The organism is Flavobacterium sp. NPDC079362 (genome assembly GCF_050267765.1).
GTDB classification, from domain to species: Bacteria; Bacteroidota; Bacteroidia; order Flavobacteriales; family Flavobacteriaceae; genus Flavobacterium; species Flavobacterium azizsancarii.
Genome location: NZ_JBNNFM010000050.1, coordinates 13,428 through 28,916, shown reverse-complemented (window position 1 = coordinate 28,916; position 15,489 = coordinate 13,428). Strand labels below are relative to the sequence as shown.

The 15,489-nt window shown below is 33.6% G+C and carries 12 protein-coding genes and 1 tRNA gene; 7 read left to right on the top strand and 6 right to left on the bottom strand.

All coding sequences use genetic code 11. The annotated features are described in order from the left end of the window. The 4 genes from ACQKCJ_RS23390 to ACQKCJ_RS23375 all read left to right on the top strand — a co-directional run. Positions 1–330: transposase (locus ACQKCJ_RS23390; RefSeq protein ID WP_427403038.1), on the top strand; the 330-nt coding region annotated here is incomplete at its 5' end. Between the two features lie 311 nt (positions 331–641). After that, positions 642–1,415, top strand: a complete 774-nt coding sequence (locus ACQKCJ_RS23385; protein ID WP_427403037.1) for a TatD family hydrolase — start codon at positions 642–644, stop codon at positions 1,413–1,415. A gap of 64 nt (positions 1,416–1,479) precedes the next feature. Then, entirely contained in the window at positions 1,480–2,619 is a 1,140-nt protein-coding gene (locus tag ACQKCJ_RS23380) for a 1-acyl-sn-glycerol-3-phosphate acyltransferase (protein ID WP_427403036.1), read from the top strand. Then, a complete protein-coding gene (locus ACQKCJ_RS23375; RefSeq protein WP_271338357.1) occupies positions 2,609–3,640 on the top strand; it encodes an asparaginase in 1,032 nt (343 codons plus the stop codon). The genes ACQKCJ_RS23380 and ACQKCJ_RS23375 overlap by 11 nt, the downstream gene beginning before the upstream one ends. A gap of 671 nt (positions 3,641–4,311) precedes the next feature. On the opposite strand, the gene ACQKCJ_RS23370 is transcribed toward ACQKCJ_RS23375, so the two are convergent. Further along, the gene (locus ACQKCJ_RS23370) at positions 4,312–5,544 is read right to left on the bottom strand and encodes an MFS transporter (RefSeq protein ID WP_271338358.1); all 1,233 of its coding nucleotides are present in this window, start codon (positions 5,542–5,544) and stop codon (positions 4,312–4,314) included. Positions 5,545–5,634: 90 nt separating this feature from the next. On the opposite strand from ACQKCJ_RS23370, the gene ACQKCJ_RS23365 reads away from it, so the two are divergent. The 3 genes from ACQKCJ_RS23365 to ACQKCJ_RS23355 all read left to right on the top strand — a co-directional run bounded on the left by ACQKCJ_RS23365 (position 5,635) and on the right by ACQKCJ_RS23355 (position 7,927). Continuing rightward, entirely contained in the window at positions 5,635–6,510 is an 876-nt protein-coding gene (locus tag ACQKCJ_RS23365) for a LysR substrate-binding domain-containing protein (protein WP_271338359.1), read from the top strand. 200 nt (positions 6,511–6,710) lie between these two features. Then, positions 6,711–6,797: transfer RNA gene (locus ACQKCJ_RS23360), tRNA-Ser, on the top strand. Between the two features lie 125 nt (positions 6,798–6,922). After that, positions 6,923–7,927 carry a virulence RhuM family protein gene (locus ACQKCJ_RS23355; protein WP_271338360.1) on the top strand — a complete coding sequence of 335 codons (1,005 nt, stop codon included), beginning with the start codon at positions 6,923–6,925 and terminating at the stop codon, positions 7,925–7,927. A 249-nt stretch (positions 7,928–8,176) separates the two neighbouring features. Here ACQKCJ_RS23355 and ACQKCJ_RS23350 read toward each other — a convergent pair whose 3' ends face one another. From ACQKCJ_RS23350 to ACQKCJ_RS23330, 5 genes are all read right to left on the bottom strand, one after another. Next, positions 8,177–10,876 carry a hypothetical protein gene (locus ACQKCJ_RS23350; RefSeq protein ID WP_271338361.1) on the bottom strand — a complete coding sequence of 900 codons (2,700 nt, stop codon included), beginning with the start codon at positions 10,874–10,876 and terminating at the stop codon, positions 8,177–8,179. Between the two features lie 106 nt (positions 10,877–10,982). Further along, positions 10,983–12,011, bottom strand: coding sequence for a hypothetical protein (locus ACQKCJ_RS23345; protein WP_427403035.1), 1,029 nt, complete (start codon positions 12,009–12,011; stop codon positions 10,983–10,985). Next, entirely contained in the window at positions 12,004–12,795 is a 792-nt protein-coding gene (locus ACQKCJ_RS23340; RefSeq protein WP_271338363.1) for a fimbrial biogenesis chaperone, read from the bottom strand. Before ACQKCJ_RS23340 ends, ACQKCJ_RS23345 begins: the two co-directional genes overlap by 8 nt. Before the next feature lie 115 nt (positions 12,796–12,910). Further along, positions 12,911–13,432, bottom strand: coding sequence for a hypothetical protein (locus tag ACQKCJ_RS23335; protein WP_271338364.1), 522 nt, complete (start codon positions 13,430–13,432; stop codon positions 12,911–12,913). A gap of 411 nt (positions 13,433–13,843) precedes the next feature. Then, positions 13,844–15,448 (bottom strand): sensor histidine kinase, encoded by a 1,605-nt coding sequence (locus ACQKCJ_RS23330; protein WP_427403034.1) that lies wholly within the window; start codon positions 15,446–15,448, stop codon positions 13,844–13,846. Positions 15,449–15,489: the final 41 nt, after the last annotated feature.

The window sequence follows — 15,489 nt, the reverse complement described above, 5'->3', positions numbered from 1 at the left end:
TTAAGCAATTTGCCAGAAGAAGAATTTACGGCAGATCAAATAGCAGAAATTTATAAAAAGCGTTGGGACATTGAGCGTTTCTTTAGATTTATAAAGCAAGAAATGAATTTTAAGCACTATTTTTCAAGACAGTGGAATGGAATTCAGGTAATGATATATATTATTTTAATTGCATCAATCTTGCTCTTGAGTTATATAAAACTAAATGAATTAAAAGGATATAAGATCCCCAAAATTTCATTTTGTAATCAATTACAAAATGAAATCATTCAACAAATAGTAATACATTGTGGTGGGGATCCTGCTAAAATAGAGACATTCAATGCATAAAATAAAGTTCCTTACACTCTTGGTTCGAAACTTTGACAAAGGTTTTCATGATTAAAAGAAAACCAAAACAAGAAAAAATCTGCATTCATCCGCGCTTTCACGAAGTGAATCCGCGTCATCCGCGTGCCATTGACTTCAACTTCGCTCCAATCTAACAAAGAAAATCAAAACAAGAAAAAATCTGCATTCATCAGCGCTTTCACGGAGTGAATCCGCGTCATCTGCGTGCCATTTTACCATCATTCCATTCAAATTGGAAAGTCTTTAATATCATCGTAATTTTGAACCTTTAAAAATAATAAGATTCAATTTTGACACCAATAATTACTGATACACATACCCATTTATATTCTGAAGAGTTTGATCAGGATCGCGACGAGATGATGCAAAGAGCAATAGATGCCGGAGTAACACGCTTTTTTATTCCTGCTATCGATGCTGCTGCGACACAATCAATGTACGATCTGGAACGAAATTATCCTGATTACGTATATCTGATGATGGGTTTGCATCCCACTTATGTCAAAGATAATTATGAAGAAGAATTGAAACATGTTGAAACTGAACTGGCAAAAAGAAAATTTTATGCCGTTGGTGAAATAGGAATCGATTTGTATTGGGATAAAACACATCTTAAAGAACAGCAAATTGCTTTTAAGAGACAAATACAATTAGCCAAACAATATAAGTTACCCATCGTAATTCATTGTCGTGAAGCTTTTGATGAGATTTTTGAAGTGCTGAAAGAAGAAAAGTCAGCTGATTTGTTCGGAATTTTTCATTGTTTTTCCGGAACCTACGAACAGGCACTTCAGGCGATTTCTTACAATATGAAGTTAGGAATTGGAGGTGTAGTAACCTTTAAAAACGGAAAAATTGATCAGTTTTTAAATCAGATAGCGCTTGAACATATCGTATTAGAGACCGATTCACCTTATTTAGCGCCAATTCCGTATCGCGGAAAACGTAATGAAAGCAGTTATTTGGTAAATGTTATTAGCAAATTGGCAGATATATATGACGTTTCTGAAGAGGAAATTGCACAACGAACAACACAAAATTCTATAAACGTTTTTGGGATTTAATTTATACCTTACAATAGTTTAATTTTTTTTTTGTTCTTTTGCCCACTTAAAACCTATATAAATAATGCAGAGATTTGATGCCATTCGACCGTTTTATGATTCTGAAATAAATGAAGCACTTCATGATGTTGCCAATCACCCGATGATGAAAACCATGATGAACTTTACTTTTCCGGAAGTAGAAGATGAGGTTTGGAAAGAGCAGCTTAAGAAAACACATTCAATTCGTGATTTTCAATGCAACTTTATTTATAATACGATACAAAGAGTTTTAGAGAAAAGTTCTGAAGGTCTTACCACTTCAGGATTTGAGAAACTGGAAAAAAATACGTCTTACTTATTTATCTCAAATCATAGAGATATCCTATTAGATACAACCTTATTAAATGTTTGTTTGTTTGAGCATGGTTTAGTCATGACAGCATCTGCAATTGGAGATAATCTTGTTAAAAAAGCCTTTTTAAGCACTTTAGCAAAACTGAACAGAAACTTTTTGGTTCTAAGAGGTCTGACGCCAAGAGAAATGCTGCAAAGCTCTAAATTGCTTGCTGAGTATATTGGACAATTATTGCTTCGCGAAAACCGTTCGGTTTGGATTGCACAAAGAGAAGGACGTACTAAAGACGGAAATGACGAAACCAATCCGGGTGTTCTAAAAATGATTGGAATGGGTTCTGATGAGCCTAATCTAATGGACTATTTTAAGAAACTAAAAATTGTTCCCGTTTCTATCTCCTACGAATACGATCCTACAGATGTGCTGAAAATGCCACAATTAATGGCAGAAGCAAATAACGAGGTTTATGTTAAAGAAAAAAATGAAGATTTCATGACCATCTTAAGTGGTATCATGGGAACTAAAAAAAGAATACACATTTCTGTTGGAGATGTTCTGGATACTGAAATTGATCAGATTGTTGCTGAAAACGACAATGCCAATAAACAGATTCAGGCTTTGGCACAAGTCATTGATGATTCGGTTTTAAAGAATTATCATTTATGGCCAACCAATTTTATTGCTTACGATATTTTGAACGGAACGGATAGATTTTCTCATTTATATAAAGAGAGCGAGAAATCTTTGTTTGAACGTCGTTTAGAAATGCGTATCGGCAATACGGATAATCCAGTAGCAAGACAAGGATTTCTGGCCATGTATGCAAATCCTGTAGTCAATAAATTAAAATACCAGGATGTCATCTAAAGCTAAAATATTATTGATTTATACTGGTGGAACCATTGGTATGAGCAAAGATTTTGAGACAGGCGCACTCAAAGCGTTCAACTTTGGTAAATTATTGCAAAAAATTCCTGAGATCAAACAATTAGATTGCGAGATTGAAACGTTTTCATTTGAAGACCCAATAGATTCATCAAATATGAATCCTGAAATGTGGACGAAAATTGCTGAAATCATCGAAGAAAAATATACTTCCTTTGATGGTTTTGTAGTACTTCACGGTTCAGATACAATGTCGTATTCAGCGTCGGCATTGAGTTTTATGCTGGAGAATTTAGCAAAACCAGTAGTGTTTACCGGTTCTCAATTGCCAATTGGTGATTTGCGTACAGATGCAAAAGAAAACCTGATTACAGCAATTCAGATTGCTTCTCTTCAGGAAAACGGAAAACCGGTCATCAACGAAGTTTGTTTGTATTTTGAATACAAATTATATCGAGGAAACCGAACTTCAAAAGTAAATGCAGAACACTTTAAAGCATTTACAGCGCCTAATTATCCTGAATTGGTAGAATCGGGTGTTCATCTTAAACTAAACTCCCATTTATTTCTTCCTGTAAAAACAGATGCTAAATTAATTGTGCATAAAAATTTAGACAATCATGTAGCAATCATAAAAATGTTTCCCGGAATGAGCGAAGTCGTTTTATCCTCGATTCTGGCGATAAAAGGCTTAAGAGGAATTGTTCTCGAAACATACGGTTCCGGAAATGCCCCAACCGAAGATTGGTTTTTGAATTTGATTCAGAAAGCGATTCAATCCGGTTTACATATCGTCAACGTAACGCAATGTTCAGCCGGAAGTGTAAATATGGGACAATACGAAACCAGTACAGCCTTAAAATCACTTGGCGTTATTTCAGGAAAAGACATTACTACAGAAGCCGCCATTACTAAACTTATGTATTTGTTGGGACATAATATCCCTCAAGCGGAATTTAAAACCATTTTTGAAACGGCATTACGTGGGGAGATTTCGTTGTAAATAGAAAAATTCCAATATTAAAAATTCCAAATTCCAAAACGTGAGAAATAAATCTCAAGATTAGAATTTGGAATTTTTTAGTAATTGGTGTTTCTTTTTTCGTTTTAAAGTTTTTCACCATATAAGTGATATAAGTTCATTTTAGATAGCGAAATCTTTGTCAAGTTTAAAACTTTGACAAAGATAGAAACACAAAATAACCACAATATTTGTCATTTCGATTTCTATGATAAAACCAAATCTTTTTTTTTAGGAGCTAATCCCGCTATCCGCTCCAATCTTTTGTTCCGAAGCCCGGAACAAAAGGATTTCCACTTCTATCGGGGCTAGGGCAATCATTTTCATAAGACTGTTTTCGTTTAATATTTCATTTCGACAAGATTTGATCACAATCTTGTCATTTCGACCAAAGGGAGAAATCACATAAGGAACTCTACAAAGATTGGCGATTTTGTTTGCGAAATTTCTAGTGTAATTTGCTTCGCCTGTTCGTTATCGCTCGGGTCTCCTCTGTCGAAATGATAAGATCATGAGTAGACAATTGGAATTTCCATTGCAAGTTCGTATACAATTGAAATTTAAACAAGACTTATAATTTCTTATATCACTTATATGGTTCTAAATGAGCCTTCCCTTGGAATTTGGAATTTTAAAATATTGGAATTTAAAATTTAATCCTTGTATTGAACTTCGCAAGTTTCAAATTCTTCCTCAATGCTATGTCTTTTATAATAAACATACACAATTACAGAAATTATACAAATGATTCCCTGGATAGCGACCGTATTTCTGGTTCCTATGATGTGTGAAACGTAGCCAATAATCAAACTTCCCACAGGAATCATCCCTTGATAAGCCATTAAATAATAACTAATACTTCTTGAACGCATATTCACAGTACTTTGCGTCTGAATGTAAATGTTGATTGATGAGGTTTGTGCCATCATACCCACACCGCTCAACGCCATGCAAATAAGCGCAACAGAAAGGCTATTAGAGTAAGCAAGTATAATAATGCTAAAACCTAATAATAAACTCGCAGCGATCATTATTTTGCCCATATTATCTGCTTTTTTAAGATTAGCAAGATAAATAGCAGATACAATAGACCCGATTCCGGCGGCACTTTCGAACCAACTAAAAGTCTGGGCGTTTCCGTTGAAGAGATCTTTGGCAAAAACAGGCATTAAAGTATTAAAAGAAATCACGAACAAACTACTGCACATTAACATTAGGAGCATTTTGGCCATTTCGGTTTCTTTTTTCACGTAATCTAATCCTTCGACGAAATCATCGAACATTTTCATTTTTTCGGTTGCTTTAATGTGTGGTGTGATTTTCATCATCAATAAAGAAATCAAAACAGGAATATAGCTCAGGAAGTTTCCAATAAAACAAATGTCTTCACCATAATTATGAAGAATGATTCCGGCCAAAGCAGGACCCGCAATTCGGGCAAAATTGTTTAGAGTTGAGTTTAATGCAACGGCATTTGGTAAATCTTCTTTATTGTCGACAATTTCAATCATCATCGTTTGTCTGCAGGTCATATCAAAGGAATTGATAATTCCCTGAATTAAACTTAAAGCCAATATAAAGTTGATGTTGTAAATTTTTAAGTAAATCATTAAAGCCAAAGCTCCAGCCTGAAGCATTGCCAAAGATTGCAATAAGATCATGGCTTTATGTCTGTCGTAACGCCCAATGATACTTCCGGCCAAAGGTGCCAGAAACAATGACGGAATCATACTTAAAAAAGTAGCTAATCCAAGTAAGAAAACTGAACCTGTAACGCTGTAAACCATCCAACTTACGGCTGTTTTCTGAAGCCAGGTTCCAATTACTGAAACTGATTGTCCGTAAAAGAATAACTTGAAGTTTTTTGATTTTAACGCTTTAAACATGATGCCTGATATTTTTTACAAAGTTCGGAATTAGTATTTCATTAGAAAAATTAATAATTTTACTGATAATGAGTATTAAAACTTATCGATATGGAGATTTATCAACTACAATATTTCATTAAAACTGCTGAAGTACTGCATTTTACAAAAGCAGCAGAGTTGTGTTTTGTAACGCAATCCGGCTTGTCGCAACAAATAAAAAAATTAGAAGAAGAACTCGGGATGCCTTTGTTTGTAAGGATTGGAAAAAAAGTTCAGCTTACCGAAGCTGGATCTGTTTTCCTGATTCACGCCAAACAAGTTATCGAAAATGTGCAAAGTGGTAAACAGGCTATTGATGATTTGAACCAAATGATTGGCGGAGAATTACGCATTGGTGTAACCTATATTTTTGGGCTTTTGGTTTTGCCGGTCGTGAATTTGTTTGCTAAAACCTATCCCAATTTAAAAATTGTTGTTGAATATGGCACCACTGAACCTTTAGAACTTAAATTATTAAATAATGAATTAGATTTGGTTTTGGTTATTTCCTCAAACGAAATCGAACTTCCTTTTCAAAAGGTGCCTTTGTTTCGGTCAAAATTAGTTTTGGCGGTTTCAAAAGAGCATCCATTGGCGGCTTTAGATAAAATTTCGTTTAAAAAAATAGAGGATCTTCCACTTATTTTACCCGTAAAAGGATTTAATTCCAGAGAGTTTCTGGATGAATTGTTCCTGAAAAACAACATGAAGCCAAAAGTTTCTATAGAATTAAACGCGGTACATGCCTTATTGCGATTGGTTGGCGACAGTGATTATTGGGCTACAATTGTAACAGAGAAAGCTTTACAAGGCTGGAGCAATATAAAAGCGATCAATATTACAGGAGTTGCAACTCAAAGAGATTCGTTCATGTTAACGATCGAAGGAGCGTATCAAAAAAAGGCTGTAAAACTATTTATGGAAGAATTTAGAAAAAGTATGTAATTCAGAATAAAAAATAAAAGTTGGCCACGAATTTCCCGAATTTCCACGAATTATAAGTTTTCTGTTTTTATTTGTGTATTAAAAATTCGTGAAATTCGTGACAAAAAATAAAATTTACCAATACAATCAAAAGTCTTCTAAACTAATGTTGATTTTGTTTTTCTAACTCAGTTTTTTTTAAGTTATTTGCAAACCTAATTAGAGAGGTGTCCGAGTGGTTGAAGGAGCTAGCCTGGAAAGCTAGTATATGGGTAACTGTATCGTGGGTTCGAATCCCATCCTCTCTGCAAATTTTGACTTAAATAATACCAAACCCCGAAATCTGTATTTCGGGGTTTTTTTATTAACTTTCTCAATTACTAAATCTGTTGTTTCTGTTGTAATGATCCAAACGTAAAAACTTATTTTTAAGATGGAAAAACAAGAATTTATTTTTTACAATACTGTTGATGGAAAATCTAATGTAGCTCTTCTTGCTAGAGATGGAGATGTCTGGATGAATCAAAATCAACTGGCGGAACTTTTTGACACCTCTAAGCAAAACATAAGTCTACATATTATAAATGTCTTAAAAGAGAAGGAATTAGATGAGGATTCAGTTGTAAAGGATTACTTGACAACTGCCTCTGATGGTAAAAAATATAATGTTGCATTTTATTCTTTGGCTATGATTTTAGCAATTGGTTTTAGAGTGCGAAGTAAAAGAGGAACCCAGTTTAGACAATGGGCAAACCAAAACCTGCAGGATTATATGATTAAGGGTTTTGTTATGGATGATGAACGTCTTAAAAACCCAAACGAAAGATCAGATTACTTTGATGAATTACTCGAACGAATTAGGGATATTCGGGCTTCTGAAAAAAGATTTTATCAAAAAGTTCGTGACTTATTTGCTTTAAGCAGTGACTACGATGCAACAGATAAAGCTACTCAAATGTTTTTTGCTGAGACACAAAATAAATTGCTCTATGCTATTACAGGACAAACTGCTGCTGAAATTATCGTTTCCCGTGCCAATGCCAATGCATCGAATATGGCACTTACTAGTTGGAAAGGAAGCATTGTACGCAAGCAGGATATTTATACAGCAAAAAATTATCTTACTTCTGATGAAATAGATACCTTAAATCGTTTTGTAGTAGTGTTTCTTGAAACTGCGGAATTGAGAGCAAAAAACAGAAAAGATATTGCAATGAATTTCTGGAAAACAAATGTTGACAGAATTATAGAGTTTAATGATAAAGAAGTTCTGACTCACAATGGAAAAATCACTCATCTGCAGATGGAAGAAAAAGTAGATTCTATTTATGAAGACTTCCATAAACAACGTAAACAGCTAGAAGCCAAAAAAGCAGACGAGGAGGATCTCGAAGAATTGAAAGAATTAGAAAATAGACTCAAAAACAAACGAAACTAATGACTACAATACAAACTGTACAGTCAGGATTACGATTTCATGAGTTTGAAGGAGATAGCCTGAAAAGCTAGTATATGGGTAACGCTATCGTGCGTTCGAATCCCATCCTTTATGCAAGTAATACTTATTATTGAGTATTTGTAAAATAAAACCCAATGCTACATCCAGATGTAGCATTGGGTTTTTTTATGGATTAATTTTTGAGAAAAATTTCTAAAGAGGTTTTAAAAAAGGCTTTTTACAAAAACATTAATTAGAGAACTTTTTAGTATTGACTTTCTTTTCTTTTACTTTTATAATAAATTCAGGTACGACTACTATTTCTCCTGCTTTTAGAGCTATGTCATAGCTTGTTGTTTCGCAAAATGTATTGGCAGGAAGCGATTTTTCATCAATCGTGATGACGTAATTACCAATTGGAAGAAATGATATGTACTTGCCATCGTCATCAGTATATATTTTTTTGACCAGTTGATTGTCTTTCATGATGTTAAAAGAGATGCCGGAAGCACGATGATCAAAAGTAACAGCTGTTGTAGTATTGTACGCAAAGGAAACTTTTCCTTGCATTTTTCCGCTTTGGTGAAGTGGGATCGAAATGCTGTACGAATGTCGGTCAACCTCAAAAGTAGCATCATCATAATACCAGCCATCCTGTGTAAATTGCTTTAAAGAATAAGTGCCGTATGGTACCCTTTTATAAATTGCCATTCCGTCTTTATTTGTCTGCAAGGCAATTTTATTGATGTTAATCATATAATTTGCGGCGTATTTTTCGCCCGGATCATACTGATTATTATTGTTAATATCGTAATATAACAGTGCTTTGATAGTACTTTTTTGATCTGGATTTAATATGGTTTTCTGTAAATTTACCGTGACACCAATTTCAAAAGTGAAGGTATTATTGGTAAGAGATCCAGAAGAATAATTATACCAGGATGAATTAAAAAAAGTACTGAATGCTTTTCCGTTATATTTAGCATTGATAAATGCAGAGGGCGATTTTCCATATACAATATCCTTTATATACGAAACTCCGGTATTCAGGTTTACTTTGTCGTTTACAAAGTTATTGGTGTAAAATAAAGATACTGCAAGCTTCTCATAATTTACACTATTGCCGGCAACGTTAGAAAAAGCATATTCAGATAAATAATAACTGCCCGATTGAAAATTTGAATTAATATTAAAATTTCTATAACTGTAATTCGCATTTATTTTCATCTGAAACTGATTATCAGTTTGCATAGGATACCTTACAATACCGGTTTCAAGTCCTAAAACAGCTGATTGTCGTGATGAATTATTAACCCATGATAATTGCTCAACGATACGATTCGCATACATTTTTTGTGCCGTAGTAATATCTAAATCCCCTAAAAGGCGATTGTAGCTATTAGAGCTTTCGTCCTGATATTGATACAATACACTAAGAGTGAAATCTCTGAATTTAGGAAATCGGTTTCCTATTTCTATTCTGTTATTTGTTGATTTCTGTTGTGTTTCAAACGAATAGAATTTAGGCGAAAAATCAGAAAGAATTACATTTGCATGAAGGTTGTAATTTTTTATATTGGTACTAATATTCTGTTGCAGCTGCATACTTCCTCGTCGGTTTCCGGGATAATAATCAGAGCTTAAATAATAATTTCCGTTGATATTGAAGTTTTTAATTTTTCCGGAATAATTGGTTTCTCCTGCAAAAGAAGGTTTGATGAAATCCTGTATTTCATAAATACTCATTGCGCCGTTTACTTTTGCGTTCAGTCTCCAGACCGGATTAAAATCATAATTAACTTCTGTTCCCAGAATACTATGTTTTGCTTTTTCAAATGGATCATAGCGATACAAATAGCTAGCCGAAGCATTACGCGAGCTGTTATTAGAGTTAAGCATTCCTTTGGCAAAGAAACCGTAACCATTTTTGAGCCAACTGTCCGGTTCTATCAAATTATAATTTTGATCGACAAAACCTACTTCAACTTTTTGATTTTTTTCGAACGTGTGACTGTATTCTGCACCTCGTCCTACCAGGGTCATTTCAAGTAGTTTATTAATATTTCCAATTGTATATTCATTTTTTTCCTGACGATATACTAAATTGGTATTGGTTATTAAAGGAATTTCCTGGCCATTTGTTAAAGCAATATTCCCTTGCATAAAAAGATACCCTGTAGGAATATTTACTCCACCGGATCCTCTTAGCTGATAAAAATCGATTCCGCCACCAAATCTTCTGTAGCTAGACGTAATTTGGTTTTGTGCTTCGTCCAGAAAATTAATAAATGAGTCACCTTGATATTGTTGCACGCTGGCAATATTTTGAACTTCTACCATAGTATTACCAAACATTTCTTTACTTGGATTCCTGAATCCGGATATGCGGATCGAATAGTTGGATTGTTTGGCTAACTCTTTTGAAGGAAGATAAGTGAAAGTGAAAATGGAATCTTTTTTTACAGCAATTTCAGCATTTTGTTCCAGAAATAAATTGCCATTTGTCGGGTCCGGAAACTTACAGACTAAAGTAATGTTTTGCTTAACATTCCCTTTATTGCTGACCTTTACTTTTACCTTTATAGGTTCATTGTTGGATGATCTGTAAATAGAAGTTTCTAAAGGAGTAATAATAAGTGTATTGTTGATCTCGATTACATTATTGGTACTTTGTTCTGCAAGTAATTTTCCCGAAGAATCCATCAATTTACAGATAATTAAGGAAGATCCGGCAAAAGCGTCTTCGTCAATTATAAATTTAACAGGAATGTGGCGGGTTTCATCAGGAAGCATTGCAATTTCCAGACCTTGAGATCCCAGGTTTCTATATCCTTTAGGTAAAGTAAAATAGATTTTTCCATTTATTTTATCTGGTGTTGTATTTTTAATAACTACTACTACACTCACTAAAGAACCTTTTTGAAAAGAAGCATCTTTTTCTATCTCCATAGTAACCGCATTCTGAATCTGTTGAGCATTCAAATGGTTTACCAGAATAAAAAACAAGAAAAAGAGTGATAAAAGTTTAAAGTTACAAGAACGCATCTTTTAGTAATTATTGAGGGGTAATCTCATATTGTAAAGTAGTTGTATAATTATCTGATTTTGCATCAATCAAACGAACGTCCTGTGGTAGTGTGAAGTATTTGATATCGAAGCGGTAAGGTGTGTTATTAGTACTATTGCCTTGTACCAGAGTTTGATTGGCAGCACTAAGTACAATTGGAAAAATACGTTGATTGGCGTTAGAAGTTGTTGTTCCTAACGTTAAATTAATAACATTAACAGGAATCGAATTTCCGGCAGCAGATTGTAAATTGCTTTGAAGGGATCTTACCTTAATCTGAAAGTTACTGTTAGTGGTTACTGATAGTCCATCTGTATAAGTCACACTAGTTCCATTAGTATAATCCTGCATGGTTTTAAATTCTAAAAGCCCATTTGCAGCATTCATATTTATTTTTAAAGAAAGGATGTCTGCAGGAGGCGGTGCATCAGTAATATTTCCAATTTGAAATTGAAAATCATGATTCATCTTTCCAATTACGGCATTATTCTGATCGTATGCAGTAAACTCGACAGAAGCAATAAATTTTGTCCAGGCAGGGAAACTTCCTAAATAGGAACCACCAAGAAGGGTAAGTGCATATTTTAGCTGAAGGTTGTAATAACCATTTGGCGTTTGTGGATTGTTATAAATAGGGGCATTAGAATTGGGGATTAGAAAAGATTCACTATTATCTTGTAAAAAAACATTTAATGGAGCACCAATTTGCGAAATAGTCGGAACTGGATTTGGATACGCCTGACCAGTTGTAGAGATGGGTTGAAAAGAAATTTTATTAGAAGGGATGGTAAATTTACCATCTTCAGATATAATATTTCGTTTCAATCGTGCAGAAAGTTTCCAATGAGGAATATTCAGATTACCATTTCCGGCAAATGTAACCGTATAGGCATCAGGATTGGTATTCCCATTATAAGAGTTAATTTGTAAATAGGAATTTATCCAAGATGTAACAGAAATCTGAGCAGTGCCAAAAAAAGGAGTACAAAAGAGAATAATAAGAATATATCTATTCATAATTAAAATTTAATTCAGCCATTTCCAATTGAGACGAATCACCATAATCAATAATTACAGATGCGTTGTAAGATCCCTTTTCTAAAGCTTCAGTAACAGGAATACTTAATTTACGTAAATTTCCCGGCAGTGTATAAAAAACGATATCATTTACTACCACTTTTTTACCCGTTTTAATGTTAATAATTTCGGTTGAAATTTTACCATCTACCCAAATTTGAGATTGATTTTTAAATTTTAAGTTTAGGTTATTCGTGGATTGATCAAATTTTAAATCTTCAATTTCAATTTTTTTGGTAAGACTATTCGAAAGGGTGTGAAAAATTTTGATTCCGGAACGAATGCTCACCTTAATATTTGCTCCTTTGCTATCATAATCATCCACAGGATTCATTTGACTTACATATAAAACAGCTGTATGAGTGGGCAGACTATCATTAGCAATCTTTACAGGTGTAATAGTTACCTCCAGTTCTTTTCTTTCTCCGGGAGCTAGCGAAAAATAATTATCACTATTTTTGACAGAAATCCAGCTTGCACAAGAGTTTTTTAAAGTATTCGAAGGGTACATCATATTTTCACCTTTTTCGTCATACTCCCAATCGCCAAGACTCACAGCAAGATCCAAAGTATTCTTTGCGCTAACATTTGTTACCGTTACTTTTTGAGTACTACTGGTTCCTGGTTTCGACTCAAAATAAATTCTTGGAGGTGATACAGAAATACCAGTTTGTGCGTGTACCTGAAAAACTAAAAAACAGAAAATTAAAGCAAGTTTATTCATTTTAAGTAGGTTAAAAAAATCTGTTGGGAGATTAATTGAAGTAAAGCAAAGTTAACTAAATAAAAAATGCCACAATTTCTTGTGACATTTTTTTTATTTATTTCACCTTATGTTATTATTGACTTACAATAGTATAGGTAAGTTCAGTAGTATAAACTGTAGGATTTTGTCCTGGAACATAGTTGTCAATATAAGTATTAGCACCTGCACCTTTATACTCAATACTAATCTTTTTGTCTACTCCACCTTTTGTAGAAGTTACCAAAGTAGCATCAGTGTTTGATAATTGAACGTTTTGAGTATATTGAGCACCGTTTATAGCATCAGAACCGGCAGTTGCTTTAATTTGAATAGTATTAGCATCTATTATCTTACCTCCGTTTAGCATTGTAGCACTTGCGCTTTTTACTCTTACCTGAAAACCTCCGGTACTGTAAATACTTAATTGATCTGTATTTATTGAAGACACACCATTTTTGTAATCATCTGTAGTTGCATAAGTAAGATTTACAACTTTTAGTGAAGGACTAACCACTAAGGTCTGGATAGGTTTTAAGTTTACATTTAATGTAACATTTTGAGCATTTACTGTAACAAGGCCTAACATAAGAATAGAGGCTAAAATTATTTTTTTCATTGGGAATTTTACTAAAATTAAATTTGTTATTTTGTTTATTTTCAGTGCAAATGTAGAATGTAATTTCACATTTAATATACAAATTATCAAGTTTCAGACAAGATGTAATTATAATCGACAAACTACATTTTAAGTACTTACTAATTAATAATTAGTACTTAATAACTTACTTTAAAAAGTGATTTTTAACAAAAATTTTGGGATAAATGAGGCTCTTTAATTTTTTTTTAGCCACAAAATCAGGCCGTTTCGTCTAGTTGAGCGATTGAAAGAAGTTTTTTTTAGAAAAAAGCCGTTGAGTGTTTTTTGACGGGAGGCTGTAAATGTTTCTCAAAGGGACTATCCAGCCATTTATGCAAGTCAATTTTAGTGAAGAAATAAAGCTATTCTCTATGTAAAAGTTTTTTTTATTTATACGACAGGAATATAAATATCGAATTTGGCACCGTGATCAAGTTTACCGGTCGCCGTAATAATTCCGTTATGGTTTTCTACAATCTTTTTTACAATCGCAAGACCAATTCCCGTTCCTTTATAATCTGCTTTATTATTAAGTTGCTGAAACATTTCGAAAACCCGACTTTCAAATTGTGAGTCAAATCCAATACCATTATCGCTAATCGTAATATGGCAGTAATTCGTTGACTGAAGTTTTTTTGTTTTAGGTTTTGTGTAAAAACTTTTTATAACAATATGTGGGATTTCTGCTTTTTTTGAAAATTTAAGTGAGTTACTCAATAAATTATAAACCAACTGCTGAAACTGGGACGGAATTATAAAGGCATTACAATCTCCGAATATTTCGATAATTGCTTTCTTTGCTATTATTTCTTCTTTTAAATCTTCTTGTACTTTATTTATAATAGTATTAAGATTTAAGTTTTCAAATTTCTTTTCAGTTACACTAGTTCTCGAATAAGTCAATAAATCGTTTATGAGCGCCTGCATATGAAAAGCGGCAACTTCTATTCGCTCAAAATAATATCTTCCCTTATCAGTTAAATTGTGATGTTCATCTGTAGAGATCCGGTCTGAAAAAACCTGTATTTTCCTTAAAGGCTCCTGCAAGTGATGACTTGAAATATAAGTGAAAGCTTCAAGTTCGTTATTGGCGAGAATTAGTTCGGCGGCGCGTTTTTCCTTTTCATTGTTCTGAAAAGTAAGTTCAGCATTTGCGATTAGAAGCTCGGCAGCACGCTTCTCTTTTTCTTTATTCTGATACGCTAGTTCTGTATTTGCAATAACAAGTTCAGCAGCGCGTTTTTCTTTTTCTTTATTTTGAAAAGTCAGTTCCTTATTTGCAATAACAAGTTCAGCAGCGCGATCTTCTTTTTCCTGATTTTGATACGCCAGTTCTGCATTTGCAATAACCAATTCAGCGGCACGTTTTTCTTTTTCCTTGTTCTGATATAGAAGTTCAGAGTTGGCAATGCTCAATTCATCTGCCCGTTTTTGTTTCTCTTTATTTTGATATGCTAATTCCGTGTTTGCAATAACAAGTTCAGCGGCACGTTTTTCTTTTTCTTTATTTTGAAAAGTCAATTCCTTATTCGCAATAACAAGTTCAGCAGCACGATCTTCTTTTTCCTGGTTTTGATAAGCCAGTTCAGCATTTGCAATGACAAGTTCAGCAGCACGTTTTTCTTTTTCCTTGTTCTGAAAAAGTAGTTCAGAATTAGCAATGCTTAATTCATCTGCGCGTTTTTGTTTCTCTTTATTTTGATACGCTAATTCAGTATTTGCAATAACAAGTTCAGCAGCGCGATCTTCCTTTTCCTGATTTTGATACGCTAATTCAGCATTGGCGATAACCAATTCAGCGGCACGTTTTTCTTTTTCTTTGTTTTGGAAAGCCAATTCAGTATTGGCAATGATTAATTCTGCAGCACGTTTTTTTCGCTCTTCGATTTGTTGAGCAAGCCTTTTGTTAACAAGCAGCAATTCATCATTATGATTTGCTTTGTTTCGTTCTGGAAAAATCACAGAATCAGGCAGAATTATCTTTTTTTCACTCATGTTTTCGCACGCATTTATCCAAATATAAACTAACTGAATTT

What these genes read in the sequence shown, in the direction of transcription:
- ACQKCJ_RS23335 (WP_271338364.1), bottom strand. Translation starts at nt 13,432, where the DNA reads ATGAAAAAAATAATTTTAGCCTCTATTCTTATGTTAGGCCTTGTTACA.
- ACQKCJ_RS23380 (WP_427403036.1), top strand. Translation starts at nt 1,480, where the DNA reads ATGCAGAGATTTGATGCCATTCGACCGTTTTATGATTCTGAAATAAAT.
- ACQKCJ_RS23375 (WP_271338357.1), top strand. Translation starts at nt 2,609, where the DNA reads ATGTCATCTAAAGCTAAAATATTATTGATTTATACTGGTGGAACCATT.
- ACQKCJ_RS23355 (WP_271338360.1), top strand. Translation starts at nt 6,923, where the DNA reads ATGGAAAAACAAGAATTTATTTTTTACAATACTGTTGATGGAAAATCT.
- ACQKCJ_RS23350 (WP_271338361.1), bottom strand. Translation starts at nt 10,876, where the DNA reads ATGGAGATAGAAAAAGATGCTTCTTTTCAAAAAGGTTCTTTAGTGAGT.
- ACQKCJ_RS23365 (WP_271338359.1), top strand. Translation starts at nt 5,635, where the DNA reads ATGGAGATTTATCAACTACAATATTTCATTAAAACTGCTGAAGTACTG.
- ACQKCJ_RS23370 (WP_271338358.1), bottom strand. Translation starts at nt 5,544, where the DNA reads ATGTTTAAAGCGTTAAAATCAAAAAACTTCAAGTTATTCTTTTACGGA.
- ACQKCJ_RS23330 (WP_427403034.1), bottom strand. Translation starts at nt 15,448, where the DNA reads ATGAGTGAAAAAAAGATAATTCTGCCTGATTCTGTGATTTTTCCAGAA.
- ACQKCJ_RS23345 (WP_427403035.1), bottom strand. Translation starts at nt 12,011, where the DNA reads ATGAATAGATATATTCTTATTATTCTCTTTTGTACTCCTTTTTTTGGC.
- ACQKCJ_RS23340 (WP_271338363.1), bottom strand. Translation starts at nt 12,795, where the DNA reads ATGAATAAACTTGCTTTAATTTTCTGTTTTTTAGTTTTTCAGGTACAC.